This window comes from Enterococcus sp. 10F3_DIV0382 (genome assembly GCF_002140245.1).
Lineage (GTDB): Bacteria > Bacillota > Bacilli > Lactobacillales > Enterococcaceae > Enterococcus_B > Enterococcus_B lactis.
The window spans coordinates 700,182-714,044 of the sequence record NZ_NGMF01000001.1 but is presented as its reverse complement, the minus strand read 5'-3'; the positions used below and the strand labels follow the sequence as shown (position 1 = coordinate 714,044).

Genomic DNA, 13,863 nt, shown 5'->3' with positions numbered 1-13,863 from the left:
AAAGGTTGCGACAAAAATATTGTCACAACCTCTTTTTCAATACGATTCCAGTATACAACCATGTCGTCAGTACATAGTAGATGAAATACAATACGAAGAAGATCGTAAATGGCACCCAAATATCTTTGTATGGATTTTGCATGAATAGACCAAACATTTGTAATCCGAATAAGACATGGACTACACCTAAGATTCCTGGTGCTAAGAATAACACACCTACTTCTCTACGGATCGATTGTTTAAGCAATCCGCGTCGTGTTCCTATCTTTTCAAGCATTTCATAACGAGCGATGTCACTCTTGCTTCCTGACAAGATCTTGAACATCAAACAGCTAGCAAGCATAGTCAAGAAAGCTAAACCTAAGAAGAATCCCATAAATTCAAAACCAGAGAATAGACTATTATATCCTTCATACATTTCATACTTCTGGTTACTGTACTCTACTTTTTGCAAAGATGGATTGTTCGTTTTATTTTGTGTAGCAAGTGCTTTGATTGGTTCCAAGTTTGCTTGGAAGTCTTTGACCTGAACTAGCTGTAAAGTGGATTGTGGCAAGCTCAGTTGATCAAATTCCGATTGACTGACTACCTTGATTTCTTTTTCTTGTTGCTCAGGCAATTCATAGCCACGAAGCTCATCTTGTACAGTCAGTTCATTCATTTTTTCAGCAGGAACTTTTTCTTTCGTGATTTTTGGCGGTGTTCCATCTTCATATTTTATCATAATCAATGGTTGAGCCACAAATTCACTTGCATTATAGTAAATCGTTCCCGCATCTTCTTTTTGAGTATAAGAAGCAGAAAGTGTTGGTGATAGTTCTTTGATTTTTTGCTGATCTTCTGCCCGAGGATTATTCATCACTAGGTCATAACCAGCAGCATTTTCCGTCATTTCCGAAATTTCATTTCTAAATCCTAGACCTACTGTCAAAGCACCAAGTGCTAAAGCAAACAGCATAGCAACCATGGAGAGCATTTGTGTATATTCACGAATACGAAAACTTAACTGTGACAATGTGAAATTGTTCAATTTTTTCAATGAAATCTGTTCTGATTTCTTTAGTAATGATAAGAAGAAAATGATCACAGAGTGGAAAATGAAATAAGTTCCTAACACGATCGTGACTAGAGCTACTCCCATACCAAAAACTTGATAGGTCTTCACGTGCTTCATCATATAATAACCGCAGCCTAGAAAAGCAATCCCAAGTACTACTTCAAGGAAGAACAAGAATTTATGCTGCTTGATTCTTGTTGGTGTCTGATCCGCACGAATCAATGCTAAAATCGGTTTTTTGACAATCGAAAAAGCATTAACAATAGCTGCTAATAAAAACAAAATAGCAAAAAACAAAACGGTGATCAACAACCCATGAATGCTAAAAGGTGTAAAATGCGAAATATTGATATCTAACTGATCCACTAATAATTGGTGGACAATACTTGTCAATCCTACACCGACAGCTGAACCCACTAAAGTAGCCGCGATCCCTACTACGAATGTTTCAGAAAAAATCATCTGTGCGATTTTTCTGCCTTTTGCTCCTAGCATCATAAACATGGCATAATCTTTTTGCCGCATCGTCATCAAAAAGGAATTCGCATACAAAATATAAACGAAGGTAATGATCCCTAGTAAAACAGAACCTAGTCGGAAAATGATAACTGTAGCTGCAACGATCGTATTACTTTTCAAAAAGGCTTCGTTGCTCGCCATTGATTCAAACATGTAAAAAATAGCAGATGCCATAACTAATCCTGAGAATAATACCAAGTAATCTCTTAAACGGCTCTTGATCCCAGTAAGTGATAATTTCCAAAGCATAGTCAATCTCCCCCTACTGTTCCAAGTTTCCAAGAATAGATAGTATTTCCCGATAGAAGGAATCCCGGCTTTGATCTCCACGTTTCACTTCTTGATGGATACCGCCATCCTTGATGAATAAAATACGTTGGCAATAACTTGCAGAAAACGGATCATGTGTCACTAGAAGAATCGATACATGATCTTTTGTATTCAATTCGTCCATCGTATCTAAAAGATCACGGGCACTTTTAGAATCCAGCGCACCTGTAGGCTCATCGCCTAATAAAATCGTTGGTTGGGTGATCAACGCACGTGCGGCAGCGACCCGTTGTTTTTGTCCACCGGAAATCTCAGAAGGATAGCTTTCCAAAATATGAGCAATCGATAAACGTTCTGCAATTTTTTGGACACGTTGCTTGATTTCTTTTGGTCTGACACCTTGTAAAGAAAGAGGAACAGCGATATTTTCTTGTGCTGTCAAACTTTCTAATAAATTGAAATCTTGGAAAATAAAGCCGATTTCATTCGCACGAAAATCTGCTAGTTGATTTCCTTTTAATGTCGTCACATCTTTTTGATTGATTCGGATATGTCCATTTGTTGGTTTGTCTAATGTGGATAAAATATTCAAAAGTGTTGATTTACCTGAACCGGAAGCCCCCATGATGCCAATAAATTCACCTTTTTCTACATCGAAGCTGATGCCGCTTAATGCTTGCGTCTTTTTCTCATTGTTTTTCCCGTATACTTTTGTTACATTCTGTACTTCGACTATTTTGTTCATTTCTTTCCCTACCCTTTAATTAGTTTTTCTAGTGCTGTTTTCGGCACATCTTTTTTTTCGACTTCTTCATATGAAGTGACACCTTTCTTTTTATTCCAAGTGATTTTTAAATATGCTCCTTTACGAAGCGGTCGAGTTAATTGCCCATTGAAATCTAGTTCTTTTTCCTTACCCTCTTTTGTATAACCAGGCAGGATATATCTATAGTTGACTGTTTCTTGTCCAGAGTCTGCTTTGGATACTGTTTTTGCACCATCTGTCGTAATCTGTACATAGTATTCTTCTCCGCCCATCACTACGTAATCTGCGATTTTCACCCCTGCAAGTGCCACAACGATGAAAACAAGTAGTCCGATCAGAAGTTTTTTCACTTTTTTCCCTTCTCTCTTACTTTATATATTGATTATAGAAAAAAACGAACAATTCTGCCTTCGAATCATCTATCATTCTTCTTTCAATTTTGTCATTTTCTTTAAACAACTAAAAAAGAGTTTAAGACAATCGTCCTAAACTCCTTCTTCCTATTTTACAAAAAGTATGTCACTTACGTTCTTTCATGTCGCCTGTATTGATAACGGGTTGCGTTCCTTTGTCTGTAATGATTGAGACAAGTAAATTATTGATTAATTGGACTTTCCGGTCATCGGTGAAATTAATTTCTTGTCCTTCTTCGATTTGCTCCAAAGCCATTTGAGTGATCGTGACAGCTCCTTCAACAATGGTTTGTCGAGCAGACAAAATAGCTCTTGCTTGTTGACGTTGCAGCATGGCGCTGGCGATTTCTGTTGCATAGGCTAAATGGTTCAAACGTGTTTCGATTACTTCGACACCTGCTACTGCTAAACGCTCTTGCAACTCCTTTTTCAACTCGTCAGACACTGCCGTAGTGTTTCCTCGAAGCGTTAAATCATCATCATTGAAGGTATCATACGGATATTGGCTAGCGATATGCCGGATGGCCGTCTCACTTTGGATTTCTACAAAATCTTGATAATACGCTACATCGAATAATGCCTTTGCTGTATCAATGACTTTAAACACGACTACCGCTGAGATTTCGATGGGGTTTCCGTCTAAATCATTGACTTTTAAAACAGAACTGTTGAAATTCCGAACTTTCAACGAAACAGTCATTTTTTGTGCCAAAGGGATCGTAAGGAAAAAGCCATTTTCCCGGATCGTACCTAAATATTGTCCAAAAAACAAAATCACTTTTGCTTGATTAGGACTGACTACAGTTGCCGAACTTAGCAACAGTAACGCGATCAACCAAAGAAAAATACTTAAAAATAGTGCCCAAACTTTCGCTTGCCACATGCCTAAATAGAAGAAAAATAAACCAACTAAAGCTAATACGACCAAACCGACGATTCCTGCATAACCATTGATATAAATTGCTCTTTTTTCTCTCATTCTACTTTCTGCGCTCCTTTATCCTTCAATAAATATATAGTGTTGCTTTTTAATCCTTTTTTCGAATTCGCGCCATTGCACCTTCTAGTTCCAAATCTTTGTCTTCAGTGATGTACCAACCGCTTGCCTGTGTTCCTCCGGCTGCTTGCGGCAAATAATCCAATCTTGTTCGAACCCAGTGTTTTTCTTCTGTAAAATAGTCTTCTACCAAGATTTCTAGATCCATCCCTGCTGAAAGAGGCAAATCTTCCCGAACAGATTTAAAGATAAATCGTTCCTTCTCCCCATCATACTTCAATATTCCTGTATCGATAATCGGTAAAGAATAATAGTCCAGTTCTTTCTTCACCGTCAATAAATATTTGAAAACTTCATGGTATACTTGCTCTAATTGACGACCTTCTGAATTGTTCGGATAGTTGACCATCACTTTTTCTTTATCTGGATCATAGAAGGTTTGACTTAGTTGAGTGATATAAGTATGTAATCTTTCCATTTCTGTTTTTAACTTTTCTCTTTGACCTTCTTCTGCCTTCATATACTTTTTCACCCTGTTTTCTTTATAGATATGTTCTTACTTATTTTACTATAGTTATGTGTGTTAAGCGATGAAAAACAGCAAAGATCCTTCCGATCTTTGCTGTTTTTTCTTAAACTATCCAGTTGATTGTAGAATCAATCTGTTTCATTGTCCTCTTGATCTGTCATGATATTGATAGAAGTGTCTTTGGCAGTAATCTTCAGCCGTTTCTGTCCTCGCTCTAACAACGTATTTGTTATTGGCTGGTAGTCTTTTTCAATATGAGATTCACCAGATGTTTGGAGAGTATAGCCACTGTTTTCCATCTCATGCAAAGATAAATTACTACTGTTTAGAGTAACTTTTCCTTCTTTACTGACCAAACTGTCTTCTAGATGTAAATTGCTGCTTTCTCCTATGACGGTCAAGTTATCCACCTTGACTTCATCTAAACGAAGAGAACCTAATTCATCTTTCGCCGTTATTGTTCCTCCCGTAAGTTCATTGAATGATACCCAACCATCGTGTGTCGTAGTATTCACTTTTTTGATTGATACTTCATTGATGTCAATCGCACTATTATTCCCTTCAATCGTCAATTCAGATAATTCCTGATCTGTAGGGACAACAATAGTGATTTGTGCACTGGTGTCTTCCAAACCAATAATCGCACCTTCTGATTTTTTGACTGCATTCACGGTCAATACACCATTTTTCTCCTTTATTTCTGGCTTTTCTGTCTTATCGTAGGTCGTTTTTATCTCAAAATCCAATCCGCGTATGACTGACACTGTTTGATGTTCTGCATGGATGACGATTTTGTTTGCCTCTTTGATTTTTTTCGTCTCCGTCACCATATTGATCAATCGAGGACCATTATCCCAAGTCAGACTCTTTTGAGCGCCTAATGTATAAGTTGCACCTGCTAGGAGTCCGCCAGTAACCATCAGGATAATACCGGTAATCAAAAAATGTTTTAATCTCATTTATCTGTCCTCCTTCAAACGCCCGCTGAATGCAGATCTCTTTTTGTAATAAAACGCCGCCCCATCCATTTAACAAAGTTCATCATGACATAAAAAAGCCATTTTGTTCCTTTCAGCAACAGTGGCGAAATAAATACTGCGCTTCCCGTGGCGAACAGACCGACACCGATAAAGAACAACCCACTCAGAATCGATTGACCAAACACACTGATTCCTGAGATGATCATGAATAAGCCAATACCTAAGATACTGATACATAGGACATAGATACTAAAAATGAGCGCCAGCAAAGCAATCAATAGTCCCCCAATAACCAATATAAACCCCAATGCTAGTGGAATGAGGACAGGAGAAGCAAATAAACCGATAATGATTAACCAAATCAGACGTATTTGTCTTTTTGGACTTCTCACTAACTCATCTTCTGCTTGTTCTTCTTCTGAAAAGTAACTGATTTTTAATTTTAAAGCAAACTGCTTTGGTGTACCATATTCATCAATGACCTGATCTAATGTTTTTCCGGAATCTAAAAAATATTCCTCATAATATTGGATCAAATCAAAACGATCGTCTTCAGGAATTTCTTGAAGATGATCCACAACTTCATTCAAATAATCATTCATTTGTGTTCTCCTCCAATAACCGGTCTAAAGAATCTCGAAAAACAATCCATTCATCAATAATTTCTTCTAAATGACGACTTCCTATGGGTGTCAACGAGTAATATCGACGGTTCCTGCCTTCAAAAGGTTCATCATAGGTCTCAAGATACCCTTCTTTTTTCAATCTTCTCAAAACCGGATACAGTGTAGATTCACTGACTGAGAGACTTTCTTGTACGATTTTTGTTAAGGCATAACCATACATATCTTCTTTGCTTAATGCTGCTAACACAGTGCCATCAAGAAGAACAGTTGGAATCTGGATGTGCATTACGTCACCTTCTATTCTCAAGTGTAATATTTTATTCCAATCTATATTATACAACATATAATATAGTTTCAAAATCAGTTTGTCAAATACAAAAAAACTGACTAAAAGGTTTGATACCTTTTAGTCAGTAAAAAATGGCTTCTCTTTGATTATTATTATAACAGTGGCATAATCCAATTCGTCCACATCCAACTTAGTGGCATAATAACGATCATCGCTGGTATCATGTCAGCTACTGGGAACATTTTCACGTTGATCATTCTAAAACCGGTAGCAACCATCAAGAATCCACCGCAAGCTTTAAAGTCTAAGATCATATCTGGTGTAGTCAATGGATAAATAAATTTTGCTAATAAGAACAAGATATAAAAAATAATGAATTGGGGAATCGCTACTACAGAAACGACATATCCTAAATTACATGCAAAAATTGCTGCTGTGAAAAAATCAAGGACAGATTTAGAAATCAAAATCGTACTGTCTCCAGTCATCCCAGAATCTAAGCTTCCATAAATCCCCGTACCACTTGCACAAAATAAAACAATGACCGTCACTAACGTGCTGATAAATTCATCGTGGGTCATACCAAGCTTTTCGCTAGGGAAGATTTTAGAAATAGGTACTTGCATCAACGCAGCACCCTTGTTTATCCCATTACCTAAATGAACAATCAGTCCAATCGCTGTTCCTATCACCAAAGCGAAAATAACAGCTGGCATATTTTTCATTGGCGCAATGGAATAGATCCCCATCCCCATCGAACACACACCAAAAACCATCGTCAGCTGCGCTTTAAAGTGTTCGCTTAATTTATTTCCTACTAATCCGCCAATTAGTCCGCCAAGCAAAACGGAACCTACATTGATCAAAACTCCAGTTGGCATCAAAAAAACTCCTCTCTTTCTCTATAAAGCGAAAATTATTACAGAAAATTTTCTGCAATCATTGCTTTCATTGCAAGAAAGATTGTACCAGACAGAGTAGGTTACACCAATTCATTTTTTGTGTTAAAGTATTCTTTATTGGAATAAGTAGGAGGAATATGATGGATATCCATAAATTTGAAGTTTTTCTTGATTTAGCCGAAACAATGAATTTCACCAAAACTGCTGAACGACAATTCACCACCCAAGGAAACATTTCTAAACAGATTCTTTCGTTAGAAACAGAACTAGACGTCAAATTATTCGAACGTGCCCATAGAAAAATCGAGTTGACCGAAGCTGGAAGCTTGTTGCTCCCTTATGTAAAAAATGTCGTAGAACAATACCATGCCATGCAAGAAGTGCTTGAAACCTATACGCAAGAAAACAATCTTTCATTAAATATCTTAACGATACCAACCATGATCAATTACCAAGGCTTTTCCAAAATTACCGAATTTTTGAAACGCCATCCTGAATTTACGGTCCAGTTGAAAGAAGTGGAAAGTATCGAACTGACTTACGACGATACAAATGAACATAGTGATACGATCCACTTTGCCAGAAGCTTCCAGGCCCCACCAAGTTCGATTGAGTGGCTACCTACTGAAACAGACGATTTTGTAGCAGTTCTGCCTAAAACCCATCCTTTAGCTGCTAAAAAGAAATTGGATCTAAGTGAACTGAAAAAGGAAAATTTTTTGGTTCTTGGCCCTACTACGAACTTGTATCAACCTGTGCTGAACTTGTGTCGCGAAGCTGGATTTGAACCGAGAATCTCTTATAAAGGATCTAGGATCGACTTGATCATCAATATGATTGCAAATGACATGGGGATTGCTATTGTTATGGAAAAAACAGTCAGAAATCTGTTAAAAGAAAATACTGTGATCCTCCCCATCTCTCCAACAAAAGAAAGTTATCTCGCATTTACGCGTAAAATCGGTGAACATTCTTTGGCTTCAGATACATTTTGGGAGTATTTGAGACAAGAAGAACACTAAGCCCTTCATTTTCTGTCTATCTATCCATCCAAAAAGAGAGCAACTCATGACTTTCGCTCTCTTTTTTGCATCATGTCTTTGTTTCAATGACACATCTATCATTTCTCGTATTTCAATAAGAAAGCAGCGATTTTATGCCTAAAGAACAGTAAGAACAAGCCACTAAATACAAAAAAATTGTCTAAAGAAAAATCTCCATCACCTACTCCTGCCCAAAATAGACCAAACACAAAAATCACACTTGATAAAATGGATTGAGCCCTCATCCCTGTTGCCATACTGCTGTAGGAACAAGTAAATTTGTTGTTTTATTTCTAGAAAGTCTAACAATAATCCCTCTGTCAAGATTAATTCTTTCTGCAATAATAATGGTAACCGCTGTGGCAATTATTGAAAAGCCAATCCCAGGAAACAATGCAGCAACTGCTGAAGCCCCTCCAGAAAGAGCCAATTTTGCTGTAAAACTGCTCATATACAAATATTTTAAATCATTACTCATAGTAATTAGTCTATTTACACCAGCTCTTGTCTGAATTGATTGATAGGCTTCTTGCAATTCCTGACGTGTCCATATTAATTCTGGGTTATAACCTAATTTTTTGCATGTTCAACCACATCTTTAGCTGTGACGTTATCAATTTTTTCAATGTCTTCTTGAGAGATATCTTCAGATTTAACTGTGCCTTCTTCTTTAATAACTTGACTTTCAGCAAAAACAGTCATATTTTGCAAACCCACCGAGCTAAAGACAATAAACGACAAACCAGCTACAAAATATTTTTTCATGGAAGACTCCTAATTGTTTTTTTATTTTTATTTCCTATTTTTTCCATTCTTTATAAAAAAGCTTCTTCACAAAATTGTTCCTGCCCGTCTTCATTATTCGTATTGCAAATAAGCACATTAACTTTTCCTTTTTCTTCTTCAACAGCCATCCTTTTTCCTTTTCACAAGAAAATCATAGCATTTAATTTGATAAATAATAAAAGTAAATAATAAAAAAACGTTTTAGATTCATAAACGTTAAATAACTAATCATATAAAAAATATTCATAATATAAAGGGTTAAACACAAATAAAATAACTTTTTAAAAAACACCCCCCCTAAAAACTTTCAATAGAATTTTAGGGGGTTTTATTCTTTTTCCTATTGTTTACTTAACCGTATCATTGCTGTCGTTCCTACTCCTTCGATACTGCTATAATCAATACGTCCATCATGCAGTTCTAGAATTTTTTTGACCAGTGAAAGTCCTAGCCCATTCCCAGAAATTTGACGGCTTGTATCTCCTTGATAAAATTTTTCAAACATTCGATCTCTGGTCTCTTCATTCATTCCTACACCTGAATCGGTCACTTCCAGTACAATCTCTGTGGCTGTCTCAAATAGTTTGATATGAATCTGTCCATTGACTTGATTGTACTTTATGGCGTTATCCATGATATTCAACCACACTTGGTACAAAAACTCTTCATTGCCTGTGTAATTTACTGCAGCAAGTTCGATATCCAATTCTAGCTGTTCTTTCTCCCATTTAGGCTGCAAAAAAACGATTACTTCTCGGATTTGTTCATCTAATCGGTACTCTTTCTTTTCCAGTTGGATACGCTGGTTTTCCAGTTTGTTCAATTTTAAGATGTTCTCTGTTAATTGTGAAAGCTGCGTGATACTTTCGATAATCCGATATAAAAATATTTGGCGTTCTTCGTCAGAGAGATTTGGGGATTGTAACAATTGTACATATCCTTGGATCGTTGCTAATGGTGTTTTGAATTCATGGGATACACTGGACACAAAATCATTCCTCAATGTTTCGATACTATTGAGTTCTTGGACCATAACATTGAAATCTTTATACAGTTGCTGTACTTCTGCTACTTTCTGATGCTCATCCATTCGAATCGAAAAATCTCCCGTTGCTACCAGACTCATATTTGTCCCTAGTGCACTGATTGGATGCAGAATACGCCGCCCAACAAAAATCGATATTCCTGTACCCACGATCATACTGAACCCTGCAAAGACGAATAACGGGTATAGCGTTGGTTTTCCAGCCGATTCAGCTGGTGAGATAGAATGCCGAGACAATAAGAAAATAAAACCGAGAAAACACAGCAGTGTCACTAAGATCGAAATGAAGACGATACTAGCAAAATAGATCCATAATTGTGAAAATAGCTTTTTTTTCATCTTTAAATAACCGCCTTATAGCCTAATCCCCGTACTGTCATGATTTGAAAGTCTTCCGTCTGTTCAAAACGGGTCCTTAAACGTTTGATATGTACATCGATCGTTCGTTCTTCTGTATTCGTATCTAATCCCCAAATGTCATCCATCAACTGTTGGCGAGTGAAGATCTTATTGGGATAAGACAGTAATTTATACAGAAGCAGAAATTCTTTTTGAGGCAGAATCAACGAATGCTGATCTTGTAACACTGTATAAGTATCCAGCTCTAATTTTGTTTGTCCAATCATCAAGCTACTACTGTAATTGATTTTTGAACGTCGAAGCAATGCTTCCACACGTAGGATCATCTCATTGACATCGATGGGTTTTGTCATATAATCATCTGCTCCTAATTTGAACCCACGTTTCTTATCCTCAAAATCGGCCTTTGCCGTAATCATTAGAACAGGTGTGTCAAATCTGGCGCTACGTAATGAGTCTAGCAAGTCATAGCCATCCATTTTCGGCATCATGATATCTGTAATGATCAATTCTATACGTGTCGCTTCTAGTTTTTTCAGCGCATCCTCTCCATTCAGTGCAGTGATAACTGAAAAGCCCGCTCGTTCCAACACAGAACGGTAAAGCAACTGTAATTGCGGATCATCTTCTACTATTAAAATACGATTCATTGTTCTCCCTCTGTTTTTTGAAAAATTTCTAGATTTTTTCTTGCAGTTCATCTTCAGTTAACATTTATTTCGTATACTACGTTTATTGTTCTGGTATACTTATTAGTATACCGAATATTTCAATACGGGAGAAGGGTGATTATGCTTCAATTAAAAGATATAAAAAAATATTATAAAGTCGGCGAAACCACCACTAAAGCATTGGATGGTGTGTCTGTTGCTTTCAGACAAAAAGAATTCGTAGCGATTTTAGGTCCTAGTGGTTCTGGTAAAACGACTATGCTGAATGTGATTGGTGGACTAGATAATTATGATTCCGGTGATATGGTGATTAACGGAAAGTCTACCAAAGACTTCAAGGACAACGACTGGGATGCCTACCGAAACAACTCTATCGGGTTCATTTTTCAAAGTTACAACTTGATTGGTCATTTAGGCATTATTGAAAATGTTGAACTTGGGATGACATTAAGTGGTGTTTCTAAAGACGAAAAACGAAAACGGGCAGAAGATGCTTTGCATCGAGTCGGCTTGACAGATCATATGCACAAAAAGCCAAATCAGCTATCTGGTGGACAAATGCAGCGGGTAGCAATCGCTCGAGCGCTAGCCAATGATCCAGATATCCTTTTGTGTGATGAGCCAACTGGAGCTTTAGATACAGAAACAAGTATTCAGATCATGGAACTGATCCAAGAGTTATCGAAAGAAAAATTAGTGATCATGGTCACACATAATCCTGAGCTAGCCAATCAATATGCAGACCGAATCATTGAATTTTCTGATGGTAAAATCTTAACAGATTCCCATCCTCACATCGAACGACCAAAAGATGATCAATTTAACCTGCGCAGAACGAAGATGAGTTTTTGGACAGCGTTGAAGCTTTCTTTCAACAATATCCGAACAAAAAAAGGACGTACTTTCTTGACTTCCTTTGCTTCCAGTATCGGGATCATCGGAATCGCGATCGTCCTTTCCCTTTCTTCTGGTTTCCAAAAGCAAATCGATAACACACAAGCTGAAACAATGGCGAAATTTCCGATCACTATTTCTAAGGTAACGACTAACCAGACCCGTGACGATGCTGGATTGGGTGCAAGCAAAGCAGATTATCCAGACAGCAAAACGATCACAGCAAAAGTCAGCGAAGAAGACAAAGCACAGCATACGAATAAAATCGATCAAACATACGTCGATTATGTAACAGACATCGATCCTAATTTAAGTAATAATATTGGGTTTACTCGTACAACAGGAATCAATCTTTTACGTGATGTAAATGGCAAAGTACAGCCTGTCAGCTTCTCGAATCAAAACCCTGATGCGGAATCTCTTTCCTTGTCTAGCACGATGTCAGCAATGACAGGGGTGGGAGTGTCAAGTTTCCCTACACAACTTGACACTAGTAAAGAAAACTTTTTAAAAGATAATTATTCTTTACTTGCCGGAAGTTATCCAGCCTCAGCAACAGATGTCGTGCTGATCGTAGACGGCAACAATAATACTAATATCAATGCATTGAAAAATCTTGGATTTGATGTGAAGGAAGACGAAAAACTTGATTTCGATGAGATCGTCGGTACAACATTCAAATTAGTAAACAACAATACTTACTATACAAAACTTCCAACTGGGAATTTTATCCCTAATACAGATTATGATGCGATGTATCAGAATGCTTCAGATGAATTAAAGATTTCAGGAATCCTACGGGTGAAGTCTTCTTCTACAATGAATCTCTTATCACCAGGAATCGCTTATAGTGATCAATTAACGACTCAAATCGTCAATGAAAACAAAGAATCAGAAATCGTCAAAGCCCAAAAAGACAGTGATGTAAATGTCTTAACTACTGAAAAAGTTGACGAAAGTACCAAACAAACATTGCTTAGTTATTTAGGTGGAGACAGCTTGCCTTCAAGTATCATGATTTATCCGAACAATTTTGAAGACAAAGAAAAAATCTTGGATTATTTAGATGATTACAATAAAGGCAAATCAGATGAAGATAAAATCATTTATACTGATTTAGCTGGAACGATGACTGAACTGACTGGCGGATTGATGGATGCTATCACTTATGTCCTCATTGCTTTTGCAGGGATCTCTTTAGTAACAAGTATGATCATGATCAGTATCATTACTTATACATCTGTGATTGAACGGACAAAAGAAATCGGTGTACTAAAAGCTTTAGGTGCACGGAAAAAAGATATCACTCGCGTATTTGACGCAGAAACGTGTATTTTAGGTATTTCTTCTGGGATACTAGGTGTGTTTATTGCCTGGCTAGCTACATTCCCTATCAATAGCATCTTGTACAGCATGACGGATCTAAAAAATGTTGCGCAACTAAATCCTGTCCATGCGATCATTCTAGTGATTGTCTCTACTGTATTGACGATGCTTGGCGGTCATCTTCCTGCACGAATGGCAGCGAAAAAAGACGCTGCTATCGCTTTGCGTGCAGAATAAAGCTATTCGTTTTTTCCGATTACTACAAAGGGTGGTGACAACAATTTTGTCACCACTCTTTTTTGCGAATAAACAGCTTTTCATAACCTCTCGATAAACGGCGTTCTCTTGCCAACTCCTCGGTCACAACCTCTGATTCACGGTGTTCTTGAA

General features: G+C 37.3%; 15 protein-coding genes. 2 read left to right on the top strand and 13 right to left on the bottom strand.

Going from position 1 to position 13,863, the window contains the following annotated elements; all coding sequences use genetic code 11:
• Positions 1–22 precede the first annotated feature (22 nt).
• The 9 genes from A5849_RS03530 to A5849_RS03490 form a co-directional block, all read right to left on the bottom strand.
• Positions 23–1,825, bottom strand: coding sequence for an FtsX-like permease family protein (locus A5849_RS03530; RefSeq protein WP_002316672.1), 1,803 nt, complete (start codon positions 1,823–1,825; stop codon positions 23–25).
• Positions 1,826–1,838: 13 nt separating this feature from the next.
• On the bottom strand, positions 1,839–2,591 hold the full coding sequence (locus A5849_RS03525) for an ABC transporter ATP-binding protein (RefSeq protein WP_002314060.1): 753 nt from the start codon (positions 2,589–2,591) through the stop codon (positions 1,839–1,841).
• Positions 2,592–2,599: 8 nt separating this feature from the next.
• Positions 2,600–2,962, bottom strand: coding sequence for a YxeA family protein (locus tag A5849_RS03520; protein WP_002310770.1), 363 nt, complete (start codon positions 2,960–2,962; stop codon positions 2,600–2,602).
• A gap of 169 nt (positions 2,963–3,131) precedes the next feature.
• The gene (locus tag A5849_RS03515) at positions 3,132–4,004 is read right to left on the bottom strand and encodes an SPFH domain-containing protein (protein ID WP_002314059.1); all 873 of its coding nucleotides are present in this window, start codon (positions 4,002–4,004) and stop codon (positions 3,132–3,134) included.
• A gap of 49 nt (positions 4,005–4,053) precedes the next feature.
• Complete coding sequence (locus tag A5849_RS03510; protein WP_002345397.1) at positions 4,054–4,542, bottom strand: DUF5348 domain-containing protein; 489 nt, start codon at positions 4,540–4,542, stop codon at positions 4,054–4,056.
• 137 nt (positions 4,543–4,679) lie between these two features.
• Entirely contained in the window at positions 4,680–5,510 is an 831-nt protein-coding gene (locus A5849_RS03505; RefSeq protein WP_002310768.1) for a DUF4097 family beta strand repeat-containing protein, read from the bottom strand.
• 14 nt (positions 5,511–5,524) lie between these two features.
• Positions 5,525–6,133 carry a DUF1700 domain-containing protein gene (locus A5849_RS03500; protein WP_002310767.1) on the bottom strand — a complete coding sequence of 203 codons (609 nt, stop codon included), beginning with the start codon at positions 6,131–6,133 and terminating at the stop codon, positions 5,525–5,527.
• Complete coding sequence (locus A5849_RS03495) at positions 6,126–6,443, bottom strand: PadR family transcriptional regulator (protein WP_002310766.1); 318 nt, start codon at positions 6,441–6,443, stop codon at positions 6,126–6,128. Before A5849_RS03495 ends, A5849_RS03500 begins: the two co-directional genes overlap by 8 nt.
• A 155-nt stretch (positions 6,444–6,598) precedes the next feature.
• Entirely contained in the window at positions 6,599–7,327 is a 729-nt protein-coding gene (locus A5849_RS03490) for a DUF554 domain-containing protein (RefSeq protein ID WP_002293223.1), read from the bottom strand.
• Between the two features lie 161 nt (positions 7,328–7,488).
• Between A5849_RS03490 and A5849_RS03485 the strand changes: the two genes are divergently transcribed.
• Positions 7,489–8,370: a LysR family transcriptional regulator gene (locus A5849_RS03485; protein ID WP_002310764.1), complete on the top strand. Its 882-nt coding sequence runs from the start codon at positions 7,489–7,491 to the stop codon at positions 8,368–8,370.
• 262 nt (positions 8,371–8,632) lie between these two features.
• On the opposite strand, the gene A5849_RS03480 is transcribed toward A5849_RS03485, so the two are convergent.
• From A5849_RS03480 to A5849_RS03465, 4 genes are all read right to left on the bottom strand, one after another.
• Complete coding sequence (locus A5849_RS03480; protein ID WP_002345398.1) at positions 8,633–8,926, bottom strand: hypothetical protein; 294 nt, start codon at positions 8,924–8,926, stop codon at positions 8,633–8,635.
• A gap of 35 nt (positions 8,927–8,961) precedes the next feature.
• On the bottom strand, positions 8,962–9,156 hold the full coding sequence (locus tag A5849_RS03475) for a hypothetical protein (RefSeq protein WP_002310761.1): 195 nt from the start codon (positions 9,154–9,156) through the stop codon (positions 8,962–8,964).
• Between the two features lie 361 nt (positions 9,157–9,517).
• Positions 9,518–10,561 (bottom strand): HAMP domain-containing sensor histidine kinase, encoded by a 1,044-nt coding sequence (locus A5849_RS03470; RefSeq protein WP_002316668.1) that lies wholly within the window; start codon positions 10,559–10,561, stop codon positions 9,518–9,520.
• 2 nt (positions 10,562–10,563) lie between these two features.
• Positions 10,564–11,232, bottom strand: coding sequence for a response regulator transcription factor (locus tag A5849_RS03465; RefSeq protein ID WP_002345399.1), 669 nt, complete (start codon positions 11,230–11,232; stop codon positions 10,564–10,566).
• A 141-nt stretch (positions 11,233–11,373) separates the two neighbouring features.
• Between A5849_RS03465 and A5849_RS03460 the strand changes: the two genes are divergently transcribed.
• Positions 11,374–13,710 carry an ATP-binding cassette domain-containing protein gene (locus tag A5849_RS03460; protein WP_002345400.1) on the top strand — a complete coding sequence of 779 codons (2,337 nt, stop codon included), beginning with the start codon at positions 11,374–11,376 and terminating at the stop codon, positions 13,708–13,710.
• The last annotated feature ends 153 nt before the right edge of the window (positions 13,711–13,863 follow it).